Below are 17,747 nucleotides of genomic sequence, written 5' to 3'. Positions count from 1 at the left end.
GTTTAGAAAAACCTGCTATGCCAGCTTTGTTCTGCAGGAACTTCCCAATTTTCGTTAAGTTCTCCAATATTTGTTACCAAATTATTAAAAACTATGGTGTTTTTTGATACTGCTTTATCTTTTACCATTTTTTTAAAATCAAGTAATGTTTTGTGGGCAACAAATTGACCTTGTTTGTAGGATACATTCATTTTATCCATTAAATCTACATTGTAGTCTTGTTCTAATTGTTGAATAAATCTAACAGAAGCATCTATACTACAACCTGTTGCAGATTGTGATGTTTGGTTTACTGCCAATATGATAAAACGTTTATATCTAATATCATAACCAGCATTAAGATCTGAACCGTGAGCTGTCCAATTGGTAATAAATGTATCTAATTTTTGTTTAATTTCAGTAAGCTCTTCTTCAGAAAAACTTCTATTGGCTTGGTATATCCAAACTCTTGAATGTTCTGGTAGCGTATTAAAATCTACTAACATTAATCTAAATTTTTGTTTTTGTTGTTAGGTTTACGTTTTGCCATAAAAATGCCAAAAACCCAAAATAAGAAAAAGCTAATTGTGGTATATAAGCTATTGAACGGCATATCTCTTAAATAGTTAATAAATGTAACTATTAATGTCCCTATAATAGCCATTATAAAACCCGTTATAACTCTTTGTTTTAACGGTGGTTTTTGTTGGTTTTCCAAAGCTTATTTATTCTTGTGTGTTAGCTATTAGTTCTGCTATATCCATAACATCTATTTCTGCTTCTTTTTCTTTAGCTTTAACACCATCTGTCATCATTGTATTACAGAATGGGCAAGCAGTAATAATTACTTTTGGATCAGTTTCTAAAGCGTCTTCTGTTCTTAAAACGTTAATGTCTTTATCTCCTTTTTCTGGTTCTTTAAACATTTGTGCACCGCCAGCACCACAACATAAAGAGTGACGTTGGTTACGTTTCATTTCTTTAAAATCTACACCTAAAGTTTGGATTAAATCTCTAGGAGCTTCAAACACTTCGTTAGCACGACCCAGGTAGCATGGATCATGAAAAGTAACTTTTTTTCCTTTAAATTCGGATTCTTTAACTTTTAGTTTTCCTTGAGAAATTAATTGTGACAAAAATTCGGTATGATGAAACACCTCATAATTACCACCTAATCCAGGATATTCATTTTTTATGGTATTATAGTCATGAGGATCTGTTGTTATAATTTTTTTCACCTCATACATATTCATTACCTCAATGTTAGTTACAGCTTGCATCTGAAATAAAAACTCGTTACCAGCTCTTTTTGCAGCATCACCAGAATCTGACTCTTCTGTTCCTAAAACAGCAAAATCTACATTAGCTTTATTTAATAATTTTACAAATGCTTTGGTTATTTTTTTTGCTCTATCATCAAAAGCACCTGCAGAACCTACCCAAAATAAATATTCTGGTTTTTTACCTTCTGCCATCATTTGTTCCATTGTTGGCACATTTAATTGCTCGCTCATACTATTAGGAGTTTATTTGTTTAAGGCTTTAAAATCTTCTTTTGAAAGCCTTATGTATATTGATAATATTTTTATTCCGTTATCTCTACGGTTTTTAGGATCGTTTTGTTCAAGTTCTGATAATTTAATCGCTTGTAATCCTAATTGCTTTTTTTGTTCTTCGGTACAATAATCACAAAGTACTTTTTTTAATTTTATATCTTCAACTTTACTTTTATGATACTTTATTGCTGTGATTATTTTAAATTGTAATGAGTCTTTTGTATAATCTTGTGCTTTGGTTTGGTTTAAACCAAAAATGAACATGATTAATATTAAAACTCTATATTTCAATTTTTAAAAATTTTAGTCTACTCGTCTTTCCATTTTAAACGATCCATTTGGTTGTATGGCCAAGGTGCACCGTTATTTTCTATATTGGTCATCATATTATTTAATTCCATTGGTGCCGCACTTTGCTCCATAACTAAATATTGACGCATTTGCATGATAATATTTAATGGATCTATACTAACAGGACAAGCCTCTACACAAGCGTTACAGCTGGTACATGCCCAAAGCTCTTCATTTGTAATATAATCGCCTAATAATTGTTTACCATCGTCTACAAATTTACCGCCGTTTGCATCAATGTTTTTACCAACTTCTTCTAAACGGTCTCTGGTATCCATCATGATTTTACGTGGAGATAATTTTTTACCTGTAAGATTTGCAGGACATTCGCTAGTACAACGACCACATTCTGTACATGTATAAGCATTTAACAAGTTTAACCAACTTAAATCTTGCACATCGCTTGCTCCAAATTTTTCTGGTTCTGCAGCGTTTTCGTCTTCTGCTGGCGCAGCAAATGGATCTGCATTTGGATCCATCATTAACTTTACCTCTTTAGTTACTGTTGGGTTATTAGGAAACTGTCCTTTTGGTGTTAATTTACCGTAATACGTATTTGGGAACGCTAATAAGATATGTAAATGCTTAGAGAAGTATAAATAATTTAAGAATACTAAAATACCTACAATGTGTAACCACCAAGCAGCTCTTTCTATAATGTGTAATGTTCCTTCTGATAATCCAGAAAATAAAGGTGAAATAAATTGACTAATTACATTACCTGAATCTAAGGATTGAAATGTGGTATCTGTTGCATTCATAACCAAAAACAAGGTCATTAATACCATTTCAAAATAAAGGATAAAGTTACCATCGTTTTTAGGCCAACCTTTCATTTCGGCGCTTAAAAAACGTTTTAATTTTATAACGTTACGTCTTAACCAAAATACAACAACTGTAACAAATACTAATGCTGCAAGGATTTCAAAACTTCCTATTAAAAATCCGTAAACTGATTTTGGTAGCACTTTTAGTCCTACTCTATGTGTCCCTAAAAGTCCGTCAAGAATAATTTCTAAAACTTCAATATTTATAATAACAAAGCCTACGTAAACAATTATGTGTAACAATCCTGCTATAGGTCTTTTTACCATTTTGCTTTGCCCTAAAGCAATATAAGCCATGTTTTTCCAACGTTGTGGTTTATTATCTGAAACGTCTAAATCTTTACCTAGCTTAATGTTTCTTGATAATTTTTTTACGTTTTTTACAAAGTAGCCAATGCCTAAAATAAGGACAATTGCAAATAGAATATTAGGAATATATTCCATAGTTAGTCAATTTTAATTTAGTTAGTTATTGTCTTTAATCTCATTACCTTCAGCATCATAACGTTTTGGTTTTTTTCCAAATAATGAAAAATGTACATAACGTTTTGGGTTTAACTTCATGTCTTGCAGAAGTTGTTCCATTTGCAATGCTGCGCCTTCAAGATTATTATATAATTTATCGTCTTTTAAAAGTTTTCCTAAAGAGCCTTCTCCATTTTCTACACTTGCTAATATACCATTAACACTGTTTAATGTATTCTCTAATTTTTCAATACTATTACTTATTTGAGCTTCTTTTAACTCTTTTGATAATGTAGTTAAATCCTGACTTACAGTTTTAAAATTTTCTAAAACTTGAGCGATATTCTCATCATTCTTCTTAACAACTCCGTTAATTGAATAAGATAGGCTTTTAAATGATTTTAAAGTTGAATTTAACTCTGCAATTGTATTTTTTAATCCGTTTTCTGATGTATCTGTAACTAAACCATTTAGGTTAATCAATAAAGTATCTGCAGATTTTAAAGTTGAATTTAGGTCTGTACTAAGTTCAGAAAAGTTACCTGTAAGTTTATCTACTAATCCTTGCTCTACTTCAGATTTTAAAAAGTCACCATCCTTAGCATAATCATTATCATTAGCAGCAATTAAAGCTAAAGCGTTACCGTCCATAATACCTGGCTTGTAAAGTCTTATAATACTATTTCTTGAAAACTTTATTTCGTCATCAACAGTAAAAGACACTCTTGTTTTACCAGTGTTTATATCGTAAACAATATCTTTTACCTTACCAACTCTATTTCCTTTAATAGTTACAGAAGAAGATTTTGAAAGCGCATTGTATTCAAATTCGGTATAATATACATCGTCATTTTCTAAAATATTATTTCCTTTTAAGTAGTTATAACCGAATATAAACAGGAAAATACCTGTAAGAACAATTATAGAGGTTTTGACTTCTTTTGTAATTTTTATCATATTAGAACTTGGTTATGTAACAAAATTAGAAATAAAATTATTAATGGACTGCTATTTTTTTTCTGTTTTTAAGGCTTCAGAAACTTTTATCTGTTTACCATCTTTAAATGCAGTAATAAATGCTGTATTATAACCTTTGTTTTTTGCTTGAATTTGAAGCTTTTGTATTTGATTATAGTCTGAAGTGTATCCATAATAATATTTGTAAAGCTTACCTACTTTTTGTCTAGAAATATCTTTTAGACCTTTAAAGTTATACGGTTTAGGGTCTAAAGCTTTACTACTTGCTGCCAATTGTACTTTAAAAACAACATTTGTAATGGTATTTTCTGTTGTTGATATAGTATCTGCAATAGGTTTTTCTATATGGTTACCTACATTAAAATCTAAATCTTTTTTATAATCTTTAATTGCATTAGCAATAGCTGTTGATAACTCTGCTTGACCTTTTTTAGAGTTAAGGTATTTACCTTCGTGCGTATTGGTTACAAAACCTGTTTCTATCAATACACTTGGCATAACTGTTTGATGCAAAACAATAAAACCTGCTTGTTTTACACCTCTATTTTTTCGCTTTAGTTTGTTTGTAAAGTTATCTTGAATGTTGGTTGCCAGCTTAATACTTTGATCTAAATACTCTTCTTGCATAAAGGACAAACCAATAAAGGATTCTGGTGAGTTTGGATTAAAACCAGCGTAATTTTCTTCATGATTTTCTTCTAAAAAGATCACTTCGTTTTCTGCTTTAGCAACCTCAAAATTGGTTTTATTTCTATGCAATCCTAAAACATAGGTTTCTGAGCCATAAGCTTGACTAGTATGAGCATTACAGTGTACAGAGACAAACAAATCTGCATTAGCATCATTTGCTATTTTACCTCTTTTAAATAAATCTACAAATACATCTGTTTTTCTGGTATAAACCACTTTTATATCATGTTCTTTTTCTAAAATCTGACCAATTCCTAATACAACTTTTAAAGCTATATCTTTTTCTTTTAGTCCAGATTTAGCATGTTTACCAGGATCTTTACCACCATGACCAGCATCTAAGACTACTATAAATTTATCTTTATCTACTTGGGCAAAAACATTATTTAATGTAAAAAATGTTAATACTATAATAAAAGATACGAAATGTTTTAAAGTGTTCGTTTGCATAGATATTATAACCTTTTTTTTATAGGTTTATTATGGAATATAAATTTTAACGAAATATAAATATTTCAATAAAAAATATATGTAGTTTTGTCATTTCAAAAACCAAGCCATACTTTTACAAAAATACATTTAAAAGCATTGCATACACAACGTCTTAACATACTTTTTACCCTGAGTTTTACAATGTTTATTAACATTGTTTGCTTTGCACAAAAAGATTTGCCTAAGGAAGGAACAAAAATTCCGCCTGTAGAAAACACAGAAGAATTACCTGAAGAAGAAGTTAATGATAGTCTAACCATTGATGCAGAAAGCTTTTTGGCAAGTAATAAAGAAATAGACTCTACCAAAAACGATACTATAAAGCCTAAAACTCAACTTTTATCAAGTACTGTAACTTATAAGGCTACAGATTATATGGCTTACAAGAAAAAAGAATCTAAAATGTATCTTTATAATGAAGCTGAAGTCTATTATGAAGATATGGAAATTAAAGCCGGTAGTATTATTTTAGATTTTGATAAAGATCTAGTATATGCTTACGGTATAAAGGATACATTAGGTAATTATACACAAAGACCAAGCTTTAAGCAAGGTCAAAACTTAATAGAGCCAGATTCTATTATATTTAACACAGTGACAAAAAAAGGGTTAATTTACAACTCACAAACAGAACAAAACGGAGGTACTTTAATTACAGAAACTACTAAAAAAATTAATGATTCTGTATATTATGTAAGAAATGCAAAATTTACTACTGCAGAAGATTTAGACGATCCGGAATATTATTTTTTAATCAGTAAAGGTAAAATTGTACCAAACTCAAAAGTAATTACAGGTCCCACACAAATGCATATTTATGATGTCCCTACTCCTGTTTGGATACCTTTTGCTTTTTTCCCGTTAACCAAAACACGTACATCTGGAGTAATATTTCCTAGTTTTGGAGAAGATGGTACACGTGGTTACTTTTTACAAAATGGTGGATATTATTTTGCGATTAGTGATTATGTAGATTTAGCTACTATCGGAGATTATTACACCAATGGTAGTTACGGATTAAGACTAGAAAGTAAATATGCCAAACGTTATAAGTTTAATGGTAACGTAGGTTTTAGATATGAAAATTTAATTACTAGCGAGCGTGGCTTTCCTGATTATGCAAAAACTACTATTTATAACATACGTTGGTCTCATAATCAAGATAGTAAAGCCAACCCTAACTCACGTTTTTCTGCGTCTGTAAACCTTGGTAGTAGTAATTATTATCAACAATCTGTAAATCAAGTAAACTTACCTAACACTCAAAACAATACACTAGCATCTTCTATTTCATATTCTAAAACATTTCAAGGAGAGCCACAAGCAAATATTAGTTTAACAGCTACTCACTCTCAAAACACACAAACAGGACTTGTAAATATGACACTACCAACGTTTCAAGGTAGTATAAGTCGTATATTTCCTTTTGCACCAAAAACTGGAGTTAAAAAAGGAATTATTCAAAACATTAACTTACAATATAATGTTAGAGCAGAAAATAGAATAAGTACAGAAGAAGAATTTTTCTTTAAAAGTGAAATGTTTGATGATGCGCAAGTTGGCGCAAGGCATTCTATACCAATTTCTACAAACTTTAAAGTGTTTGACTATTTTAGTGTAAGTGCTAATGCTAATTATGAAGAAGTATGGACATTAAATCCAATTAGAAAATATTATGATCCTGTGCTAGATGATATCGTTACAGAAGAATTAAACAAATTTGATTCTTTTAGAACCTATAATTTTAGCACAAGTGTTGGTACAACCATTTATGGTATGTTTGACTTTGACAAAAAAGGAGAAGGCAAAAGATTACAAAAAATAAGACACGTTATTAGACCATCTATTAGTTATAATATTAATCCAGCTTTTGATAATTATTATGACACCGTAGAAGTTATTGACGCAGATGGAACAACAAGGTCAGAATATACTCGTTTTGAAAACAGTCTTTTTGGTAGTCCAAACAATACCTTTTCTAGTTCTATAGGTATTGGTATAGCAAATAACTTTGAAGCAAAAGTAAGAGACAGAGACACCACAAAAGTAGAACCAAAAAAAATCACATTATTAAATAACCTTAATTTTTCTACTTCATACAATGTGGCAGGAGACTCTTTAAATTGGAGTCCTGTAAGAGTTACCGGTGGTATGCAAATTTTAAACAATAAAATGAACATTAACTTTGGTGCTACATTAGACCCATATGCATTAGATGCTAACAACAGAAGAATAAACACTTTTAATATAGATAATGGTGGGAGTTTATTTAGAATGACCAGCGCTAACCTTACTTTAAACTACAGTTTAAGCAGTGATGGTATAAGCAACTCTACTAACGAAAGTCAAAGCTCTATTAACGAAAGGTTACAAGGTGGTGGACGTGCAGATGACTTATTTGGTGTATCTGAAGATTTTGCAGATCAACAATTTAATAGAGATGGTGTCGATAAAGAAGAAGAGGAAGAAGAAGAATCCGAACTTTATAATTACAAAATACCATGGAGTTTAAGACTTGCCTATGCTGTTAACTACTCTAACGCAGCAAGACAAAATGAAATATCCTCACATTCATTAATGTTCTCTGGTGATATAGAAATTTCTCCAAAATGGTCCATTGGAGGATCATCAAGTTATGATTTTAAAAATAAAGGGTTTGGTTTAACACAGTTAAGATTTCAACGTGATTTATTAAGTTGGAGGATGAACTTTAGTTGGGTACCTTTTGGAACCTACAACCGTTGGAATTTTTTCATAGGAATAAAATCAAGCTTACTTAAAGATTTAAAATACGAACAACGTCGTAGACCAGACGAACAGCTATAAATTTATCATGAAAAAAATAATTACAACAACAAAAGCACCAGCTCCAATAGGCCCATATAATCAAGCGGTTTTAAATGGAAATACTTTATACACATCAGGTCAAATTGCTTTTAACCCTGAAACTAATGAGCTTGTTTTAGATGATATTAAAACAGAAACTAAACAAGTCATGGAGAATCTAAAAGCAGTGTTAGAAGCTGCAGAAATGACTTTTGAAGATGTAATCAAAACTTCAATATTTATTAGAGACATGAATAACTTCTCTTTAATTAATGAAGTCTATGGAAGTTATTTTAATGAAGACACAGCTCCAGCAAGAGAAACCGTAGAAGTAGCAAACTTACCAAAATTTGTAAACGTAGAAATTAGTATGATTGCTTCAAAATAAGCTATAACTATAAACAATTGTTAATAAAACAGCCTTATCTTTTTAAAAAAAGATAAGGCTTCTTTTTTAATTACTTGTATTTTTGATAGTAACCCAAACTTTACTATCAATGCGTATTGAATTAGATATTAAATTAGGTTTTAAAGATGTAATGATAAGACCTAAAAGATCTACATTAAAAAGTAGATCGCAAGTAGACTTAGAAAGAGAGTTTAAATTTTTACACAGTAACCATACCTGGAAAGGTATACCTATTATGGCAGCTAATATGGATACTGTTGGTACGTTTGAAATGGCTTCTGCCCTATCTAAACACAACCTATTTACTGCAATACATAAGCATTATTCTTTAGAGCAATGGAATCAATTTCTATCTAATTCAGGTAATGATATTAGTAATTATATAGCAGTAAGTACAGGAACAGGAAAAAATGACATTGAAAAGCTAAATTCAATTTTTAATACTCATCCTGACTTAAAGTTTATTTGCATAGATGTTGCTAATGGCTATTCAGAACATTTTGTTGATTTTGTAAAGAAAACAAGAGATAATTTTCCTGATAAGATTATTATGGCAGGAAATGTTGTAACCGGAGAAATGGTTGAAGAGTTATTAATATCAGGAGCAGATATAGTAAAAGTAGGTATTGGACCAGGTAGTGTTTGCACAACACGTGTTAAAACAGCTGTTGGTTACCCGCAATTATCTGCAATTATCGAATGTGCTGATGCAGCTCATGGATTAGGTGGACAAATCATTAGTGATGGCGGTTGTACTATTCCTGGAGATTTATCTAAAGCTTTTGGAGCTGGTGCAGATTTTGTAATGCTTGGCGGTATGTTTGCTGGTCATACCGAAAGTGGCGGTACTACTATAGAAAAAGACGGAAAAAAGTATAAGCAATTTTACGGTATGAGCTCTGCAACAGCAATGAATAAACATGTTGGTGGCGTAGCAGATTATAGAGCTAGCGAAGGTAAAACTGTAGAAGTTGCTTTTAAAGGTGATGTAGAAAACACCTTGCAAGATATTTTAGGAGGCATAAGAAGTACATGTACGTATGTAGGTGCTGCAAAACTAAAAGAGCTAACAAAAAGAACAACTTTTATTCGTGTTGCAGAACAAGAAAATCAAGTTTATAACTCATAAAAAAAAGCACTTTATTAAGTTAAAGTGCTTTCATTAAAAGATCTGCTGTAGCAGGATTTGTAGCTAATGGTACATCATGTACATCACATAATCGCATTAGCATTAAAACGTCTGGTTCGTGTGGATGTTTTTCTAAAGGATCTCTAAAAAACAATACCATATTACATTTTCCTTCTGCTACTCTTGCTGCAATTTGTGCATCTCCTCCTAAAGGTCCTGATAAAAGTCTAGTAACATCAAATCCTGCTTTTTTTACTTTTTTACCAGTTGTACCTGTAGAAATTAATGTTATATTTTTATTTAGTAATAAGTCTTTGTGCTGGTTTAAAAACTGAACCATTTCTGCTTTTTTACCATCGTGTGCTATAATTGCTATTTCCATAGGTCTTTGGTATTAAGAAGCATTAGTATGAAAGCTAACTAAACCTTCAATAGGTCTTCTTTCAAAATTTCCTACTTTAAAGTTTAGCTCTTTAGCAACTTCTTTAATTTCTTCTTGACAGAAAAAAGCTATTGAACCTGCAAAATGTACAGGAACAGTTTTTAGCTCTTCTTCGTACTGCAAAATCATGTTTTTAGCAAAACGTCTTATACCTTTTTTTATTAATTCTTTTACGTAATCAGAATCTTTATTAAGTATCATAAACTCTGCAAAACTTGCTAAATACGCGTTAGGATTTGGCTGTTTGTATAAATTATATTTAATATAATCTGCATCTAAATTATACTTGTCTCCAAAAGCTACTTTTATTTCTTCTGGCATGTGGTTAAAGTAATAATCACGTATTAATTCTTTACCATAATAGTTACCAGAAGCATCATCCATTAATGTATAACCTAAAGATTTTACACGTTGGTGTAGTTTGTTTCCATCATAATAACTACAGTTTGATCCTGTACCCATAATACAGACTACTGCAGCTTCGGTTGGCTCGTTTACTGTTGCAAATACGGCAGCCATAGTATCTTCTTCTACAGAAATTTCTGCATTAGGAAAAAACTCGTGAAGTACTAATTTTAGTACTAATTTTGGGTTTTCTGTGCCACAACCAGCTCCATAAAAATAGATATTAGTTACTTCTTTTCTATGTTTTTTTAAAGCTTCACTTTTTTTAAGAACTTTTTTAATTTTCTTTTCTGAAAGAAGTGCAGGATTTAATCCTTTTGTACGGATTTTTTCTAACAACTGATTACCTTGGTTATCTACCGCTTTCCAGTCGCATTTTGTAGATCCGCTATCAACAATTAAAATCATAAAATTAGTTTTAACAAAAAAGCGTAGCACTTTTTTATAAATATACTACGCTTTTGTTTAATTGAATAATTATGGATTATAGTGAGTTTACTTTTAAAGCTAAATCTACTAATTTGTTTGAGTATCCAAATTCGTTGTCATACCAAGATATTAACTTGAAGAATCCAGAATTTAATTCGATTGACGCTTCTGAGTCAAATACACTTGTTCTTTCTTCGCTTACAAAGTCTTGAGAAACTACCATTTCGTCTGTGTAACCTAACACACCTTCCATTTCTCCTTCAGAAGCTTTCTTCATTGCTGCTTTAATTTCTTCTAAAGAAGTTTCTTTTTTTGTTTTTACAGTAAGATCTACTACAGAAACATCTACAGTAGGCACCCTAAATGCCATACCAGTTAATTTTCCGTCTAATTCTGGAATAACTTTACCTACAGCTTTTGCTGCTCCTGTTGATGTTGGTATAATGTTATTTAAGGCTGAACGACCTAATCTATAGTTTTTTCTTGATGGTGAATCTACTGTAAATTGTGTTGATGTAGCAGCGTGAATTGTTGTCATTAATGCCTCTTCTATACCAAAGTTTTCTTCTATCACTTTAGCGATTGGTGCTAAACAGTTAGTTGTACAAGATGCATTAGACACAATATTGTCTGATGCTTGTAATTTGTTGTCATTTACACCCATTACAAACATTGGTGCGTCCTTACTTGGTGCTGAAATTACTACTTTTTTAGCGCCTGCTTGTATGTGATAATCTGCTGTTTCTAATGTTGTAAATATACCTGTACACTCTGCAACCACATCTACTCCTGCTTCATCCCATTTTAAGTTTTTTGGGTCTCTTTCTGCAGTTACACGTATTGTTTTTCCTTCTACTATTAGGTTACCGTCTTTTACTTCTATTTTACCATCGTAACGTCCGTGTACAGAATCGTATTCTAATAAGTATGCTAAATGCTCTACGTCTAATAAATCATTTATTGCTACTACTTCTACATTATCTCTTTTTAAAGTTGCTCTAAAAACGATTCTTCCAATACGACCAAAACCGTTAATTCCTAATTTTAATGTTGACATATTTCTATTAATTATTTTATTGTTAGTTATTATTTATGTTGTCATTATATCTGATACACGAATTAACTCATGATCAATTTCTGACTTTCCTTTTACTGCTTGTTCTAATGGTGTTAAAACTATTTCGTCTTTAAGTAATCCTACCATGTAATTAGATTTACCTTCCAAAAGACTTTCAACTGCTTTTACACCCATTCTACTAGCTAAAACACGATCAAAGCATGATGGTGATCCGCCACGTTGCATGTGACCTAAAACAGATACTCTTACTTCGTATTCTTCCATGTTTTCTTCAACATAGTCTTTAAGTTCGAATACGTTTTTACCTGTTTTATCTCCTTCAGCTACAATTACTATACTAGAAGATTTACCTGATTGTTTACTTCTTCTTAAAGATTCTAAAAGCCTATCTAAACCTAAGTCTTCTTCTGGTATTAAAATTTCTTCAGCTCCTGCTCCTACACCAACGTTTAAGGCTATGTGACCTGCATCTCTTCCCATTACTTCTACAAAAAACAGACGATTATGAGAACTAGCTGTATCTCTAATTTTATCTACACAATCTACTACAGTATTAAGTGCTGTATCATAGCCTAAAGTGTGTGATGTACCATAAATATCATTATCTATTGTACCTGGTATACCCATTACAGGAAAACCAAATTCCTCGTTAAAGATTAATGCTCCTGTAAAACTTCCATCACCACCAATTACAACTAATGCATCTACGTTTTCGGCAACTAAAGCGTCATAGGCTTTTTTACGACCTTCTTTAGTTCTAAACTCATCAGATCTAGCAGATTTTAAAAATGTACCTCCTTTATTGATAATATCTTTTACACTTCTTGCTGTTAAGGGTTTAAAATCGCCTTCAATCATACCCTCGTAACCTCTATATATTCCTACACATTCTATTTTGTAAAAAGCGCAGGTTCTAACCACAGAACGAATAGCTGCATTCATACCTGGAGAATCTCCTCCAGAGGTAAAAACAGCTACTTTTTTTATAGTATTTGACATAAAATTAATTTGTTAGTATTGTAAAGCTACTAAACAAATTTTATTATTGACATGAGTTTTACTAAAATTTTGCGAAGTGCCGCAAACTATATCGTTTTCGTTAATAACTATTTAATTTTGAAGACGTTTTGCTACGGATAATTATGTTTAAAAAGTGAAAAATTAGTCTTTTTTGAAAGTATTATCAGACTTAAAAACCGATTCTGGTTCGGTTGCATTTTCGTTTGGATCTTGATTAAAATTTTCTTCTTCTTTTTCTTTTTTTGGATTGAAAATTTTACGCAGTAATTCGCCAAAAGTATCAAAGTCTACATTGTATGCAATTCCTACACCTTGAGTGTAACCTATTTCTTCTCCAAAGTTACGAATGCTGTTTTCTCTATTAAATACTTTTGCTATTAAAGTTCCTTCTTCATTTAATAAAAAGTCAACCTGAACATCTCCTGCGATAACAGAATCTCCTAATCCACCAACTGGCACACCAACTTTACCGTTAATAAGAACACGGTCTGATATTTTGGTTTGTAAAGTTACACCTACTCTATTATCTGTTTGAAAATCTGGTCTTGTTTGTCCTGCTTCAAAATTTAGTCCAACATTAAACTTACCGTCCCCTGAAGATAGTAGGTTGTTAACTAATCCATTTAAACGCTCGGTTAATGTTCCTGTAAAATTAAGGTTTTCTAATCCACGACTAAAGGATCCTGTAGCTAAAAGGAAAAGTGCCTGATTTTCTCTATCTTCTCTTGAGTCTAATCTATAATTTAACTCTGATTTTATTGTTGAGCTTGTATTAGGAAAATCAAACGCATAGTTAATTGTTGGTCGTTCTAGTTGATCTGTTAACTCTAAGGTTAAATCTACAGGTATACTTCTGTTAATACCACTATCTAATAATGGTGATGGATTAGCACGTGTGCTATATTTTGCTTTTATATCTATTAAGGCGTCTAACGGTGGACCATTCCATGCAAGTGTACTTACATAAGGCTCTACAACAAATTGTTTTTGTACAACACCACTGTATAGAAAATTGTAAACACCTTCATAAATTACAAAGTCACCGTACATATCAAACTTATTATTAGTGTTTATTTCTATTAATAAACCACCAACACCACGACCTTTTATTGTACTTCCTGAAGTTTTATCTATTAAAATTTCAATTTCGGCATCTTGAGTAACATCTAATTCAAAATTTAAGTCTAAACCTTCATCTACTTCAAAATCTATTTCTTTACCTTCTTCTTTTGCTTGTTTTTCTTCTGGTGTTAAAAAGTGAATGATAGAATTATCTCCAAAAGACTCGTTATCATTTAGAGGTATTTTAAATACGGTACCTTCTTTGGTTTCGGCAATTACATTTATACTTAATGCTTCTGTTGCACCAACAATTTCTGCACTACCACCTATAAATGCGGTACCGTAATACATAGATTCTTCTGTATATTTAGTATCTAACACTAAGAGTTTTTGTGTGTTTATGCCTAAGTTTAATTTCCATTTAGAAAAATTATTGTGGCTTATACTACCACTAAAACTTCCTTTTGTATTGTGTTTAGTGTCTGTAATATTTGTTTTTTGAAAGTTGAAACTTTGGTCTTTCAAAATGACTTTTGTGTTATCCTGAAATTTATAATCAACCATCAAATAAGGCACACCTAATCCGCCATTATTAATTAATAATTCTCCATTAAAATTTGGTTGGTTAAGATTACCTACTACTTGAGTGTTTCCTGTAACCTTACCTCTTATATTACTTAGTATTCCATCTAAAAATGGATTTAATGGTTTTAAACTAAAATCTCTAAATGCTATATCTAAATCTATAGAAGGTTCTTGTCCTGATACTATTATACTACCATTGGCTTCAAATGAATTAGTTGCATCATCCTTTATTTTTGCATTTACCGTATAGTTTGATAAGTCTGAGTTTCCTTCAATTTTTGCATCAAAAGAACCTAGGTATGTTTTGTTAAGCTCTAAATTATCTATGGTGATGTTAGAACTTGGTAAATAACTACCGTTTTCTTGTAATACATTAAGTTTTCCATTAATCGTACCTGCTAGACTTAAACTATCAATCTCTGGAATAATTTTATTTAAATCTACATCTTTAAAATTAAGGTTTAAGTCTTTGTAGGTAGAGTCTTTTAAAACACCTGCTAACTTAATTTCTTCATTTTGATGGTTAAGCAAAATGTCTTCAATTTTAAAATCTTTAAAATCTCTATCAAAAATTATTTTATTAAAGTTATTACGGTCTTCATTAATATGCCAATTATTACCTTTAAAGGTGACATCGCTCTTTTTAAAACCTACAACCGAATTGTTGTCTTGATCTATTGTATGATAAAAACTTAAATCGTAAAGATCATCATTTCGTTTACCGCCTTTAAATTCGCTACGCATATAAAGCGTATCATTTAAGGTTACATTAATTAAGTTGAATTTTGAAATATTGTAGACGTTTGTATTTATACTATCAATTTCTACGTAAGTATTAAATAATGGATTGTTGTTATCTACTTGTATCTCTATCTGGTTAGCAAAATATTCTAATAGCTTTATTTTAGGTGATTTAAAGGTTAGCTCAAACTCTTTTTCGTTACTTTCTACTCTTCCCTTTATAAATGTATTTGGTGCTAACTCTACCTCTGGTAAGAATACTTCTACTATTTTATTATAAATTTTAAAATTGAAGTCTATATATTGATTACCTTCTATCTTATTAGGCTTGTAATTTGTGTATATACTTTTTAAAGAGTTTTCAAAAAGCAACTCTAAATCATTAAATTTAAAATTTCCGCTTAAGCTACCTTCAATAATTTCGGGAGAGTTTATATCTATTATATGTTCGTTATCAATAAACTGAGAGTTAATTTCGAAATCCTTAAAATTATATGTATCATTTTCATTTTTATAGGTAGTATTTTTAAATTGAATGTATCCTACAGCATCATCAATAGTGTTTGCATTCATTTTCATTTCTACAATTCCTGAAAATTCAGACTGCTCGTCTCTATTATAAAAATTTAAAGTTTTAAGGTTGGCATAATCTACATTAGCAATAAAGTCAAAAGTGTTTACTTTATTTGATAAATCTGCTAGTCCATTAAATTTTAATTTTAAATTTTGATCGTTAACAACAAGCTTACCATTAAATTTACTCTGCTTATAAACACCATTAACAGCAATATTTTGGTAATTATATGCATTGTAGTTTATACTATAAACATCACCTTTTAATTGTGTAGATAAGTTTTCTTTTTTAAACCCAACGCCATCTACTTCTACATTTAGAGATGTTTTTGTTAATTTAGGATCGTCTAATAATTTGCCTATATTAAATTGATCTAAAATAATGGTTCCTCTATAAGAAGCGTTATCAATATTATTAACATTATACATCTTTAGATCTGAATCTACATAACCTAAATCTGTGATAATCTCTAAATCTGCAATTATATTATCTGGCGTTACATGGCTTGTACCTTTTGCTGTAAAATTACCTAGCTTATCAAAAATTGAAGGTATGGCTTCACCTAAAACATTAGGTAACAACGCTTTTAAATCTCTATAATTTGAAGACAGATTAGTAAAGCTTCCATCCATTTCAAAATTATTAGCTTCACTATTAAAAAGGTTTTTAAAATTTATATCACCATAAATTTTAGTATTACTACTTGTGTTTAATCTTAGATTTGTAGTGTTTAAATTATTTAAAGTCCCTGAAAGTTTAGTACTAAAGTTAACTCTTTGATTAATCCCAAATTCATTATAAAATTTATTTAAATCATCAAGTAATATGCTAGCTTCTGTAAAATTTGCATCTACATTTACTTTATCTTCAAAATCTTTAAAATCTTCTCTATTATAATTAAAATTTAAATTTCCCTCTACATAAGATGCCTTAGTTTTAATACTTAAATCATCAAAACGCATTTGTGTTAAAGTATAAGAGAAGTTTGTTGATAAATTTTGAAGTGCTAAACCACGATTATCTATAAATTGCATGGTATTAATACGTGCACTTACATCACTTCCATCAATTAAAAAGTTTGTTGCATTTATGTTTAAGTTATCAAACTGAAGTATTTTTGGTGTCTCTTTATTCTCATCAATCATTCTAAACACACCATTATTTATGGTAATATCACTAGAAGACATTAAAAAAGAACTTTTAGATGTTTTAGGTTGGTCATCATCAAATCTTGCTACAAAAACATCTAGATTAGTATCAGTTTCATCTTTGTAGGTTTTAATATTAAACACCAAATCATCTAAACTTATATCGCCAAAATTTAATGTGCCATCATAAAGATTCTTAAAATTAATAATAGAAGTTTTAATCTCTGATGCACTAATTAAAGTATCTAGTTTGTAATCTTTTATTAAAACACCTTTTATCTGTACATCTCCATTAAAAGCAAGACCAACTTTATCTATATTAATATTAGTCTTAAAATCTTGATTTAATCTATCTGTAGCATATTTACCTATTTTTGTTTGTACAGCAGGTATTGATAACACTAGCATTAAAATAATAAATAGCAATACAATTATTGCTATTATCTTACCAAATATTTTAAGTGCTTTTTTGATATTGAATTAAAATTATAATTTTAAAAGAAACCTTACATTTGCATATACGTTAACAAATGTAATCTAGTTGTTAATTAACACCTCAAA

14 protein-coding genes are annotated in these 17,747 nt (G+C 30.3%); 3 read left to right on the top strand and 11 right to left on the bottom strand.

Translation table 11 applies throughout. The features are described from left to right. Positions 1-2: 2 nt before the first annotated feature. The 6 genes from INR78_RS12000 to INR78_RS11975 all read right to left on the bottom strand — a co-directional run bounded on the left by INR78_RS12000 (position 3) and on the right by INR78_RS11975 (position 5,296). On the bottom strand, positions 3-485 hold the full coding sequence (locus tag INR78_RS12000; protein ID WP_223076696.1) for an ABC transporter ATPase: 483 nt from the start codon (positions 483-485) through the stop codon (positions 3-5). A gap of 219 nt (positions 486-704) precedes the next feature. Next, positions 705-1,493: a (Fe-S)-binding protein gene (locus INR78_RS11995; protein ID WP_106677643.1), complete on the bottom strand. Its 789-nt coding sequence runs from the start codon at positions 1,491-1,493 to the stop codon at positions 705-707. A gap of 12 nt (positions 1,494-1,505) precedes the next feature. Further along, complete coding sequence (locus tag INR78_RS11990) at positions 1,506-1,826, bottom strand: hypothetical protein (protein ID WP_223076695.1); 321 nt, start codon at positions 1,824-1,826, stop codon at positions 1,506-1,508. Between the two features lie 17 nt (positions 1,827-1,843). Continuing rightward, on the bottom strand, positions 1,844-3,157 hold the full coding sequence (locus INR78_RS11985; protein WP_223076694.1) for a (Fe-S)-binding protein: 1,314 nt from the start codon (positions 3,155-3,157) through the stop codon (positions 1,844-1,846). A gap of 21 nt (positions 3,158-3,178) precedes the next feature. Then, positions 3,179-4,135 (bottom strand): MlaD family protein, encoded by a 957-nt coding sequence (locus tag INR78_RS11980; RefSeq protein ID WP_223076693.1) that lies wholly within the window; start codon positions 4,133-4,135, stop codon positions 3,179-3,181. A gap of 51 nt (positions 4,136-4,186) precedes the next feature. Further along, complete coding sequence (locus INR78_RS11975) at positions 4,187-5,296, bottom strand: N-acetylmuramoyl-L-alanine amidase (RefSeq protein ID WP_223076692.1); 1,110 nt, start codon at positions 5,294-5,296, stop codon at positions 4,187-4,189. An 87-nt stretch (positions 5,297-5,383) separates the two neighbouring features. Between INR78_RS11975 and INR78_RS11970 the strand changes: the two genes are divergently transcribed. The 3 genes from INR78_RS11970 (at position 5,384) to INR78_RS11960 (ending at position 9,702) form a co-directional block, all read left to right on the top strand. Then, positions 5,384-8,164 (top strand): putative LPS assembly protein LptD, encoded by a 2,781-nt coding sequence (locus tag INR78_RS11970; protein ID WP_223076691.1) that lies wholly within the window; start codon positions 5,384-5,386, stop codon positions 8,162-8,164. A gap of 7 nt (positions 8,165-8,171) precedes the next feature. After that, positions 8,172-8,552, top strand: a complete 381-nt coding sequence (locus tag INR78_RS11965) for a RidA family protein (protein ID WP_223076690.1) — start codon at positions 8,172-8,174, stop codon at positions 8,550-8,552. Between the two features lie 109 nt (positions 8,553-8,661). Continuing rightward, positions 8,662-9,702, top strand: coding sequence for a GMP reductase (locus INR78_RS11960; protein WP_223076689.1), 1,041 nt, complete (start codon positions 8,662-8,664; stop codon positions 9,700-9,702). Between the two features lie 19 nt (positions 9,703-9,721). Here the strand turns inward: INR78_RS11960 and INR78_RS11955 are convergent, their stop codons facing one another. From INR78_RS11955 to INR78_RS11935, 5 genes are all read right to left on the bottom strand, one after another. Then, the gene (locus tag INR78_RS11955) at positions 9,722-10,084 is read right to left on the bottom strand and encodes a methylglyoxal synthase (RefSeq protein ID WP_027879053.1); all 363 of its coding nucleotides are present in this window, start codon (positions 10,082-10,084) and stop codon (positions 9,722-9,724) included. Positions 10,085-10,096: 12 nt separating this feature from the next. Next, positions 10,097-10,957 (bottom strand): N-acetylglucosamine kinase, encoded by an 861-nt coding sequence (locus INR78_RS11950; RefSeq protein WP_223076688.1) that lies wholly within the window; start codon positions 10,955-10,957, stop codon positions 10,097-10,099. Positions 10,958-11,033: 76 nt separating this feature from the next. Continuing rightward, positions 11,034-12,035, bottom strand: a complete 1,002-nt coding sequence (gap, locus tag INR78_RS11945) for a type I glyceraldehyde-3-phosphate dehydrogenase (RefSeq protein ID WP_027879055.1) — start codon at positions 12,033-12,035, stop codon at positions 11,034-11,036. A gap of 33 nt (positions 12,036-12,068) precedes the next feature. Further along, on the bottom strand, positions 12,069-13,055 hold the full coding sequence (gene pfkA, locus INR78_RS11940; RefSeq protein WP_027879056.1) for a 6-phosphofructokinase: 987 nt from the start codon (positions 13,053-13,055) through the stop codon (positions 12,069-12,071). A gap of 162 nt (positions 13,056-13,217) precedes the next feature. After that, positions 13,218-17,594: a translocation/assembly module TamB gene (locus tag INR78_RS11935; RefSeq protein WP_223076687.1), complete on the bottom strand. Its 4,377-nt coding sequence runs from the start codon at positions 17,592-17,594 to the stop codon at positions 13,218-13,220. Positions 17,595-17,747: the final 153 nt, after the last annotated feature.

Source organism: Mesoflavibacter sp. SCSIO 43206 (genome assembly GCF_019904215.1).
Lineage (GTDB): Bacteria > Bacteroidota > Bacteroidia > Flavobacteriales > Flavobacteriaceae > Mesoflavibacter > Mesoflavibacter zeaxanthinifaciens.
Note: the sequence above shows the minus strand (reverse complement) of the source record. Positions and strands in the feature narration are given on the sequence as shown.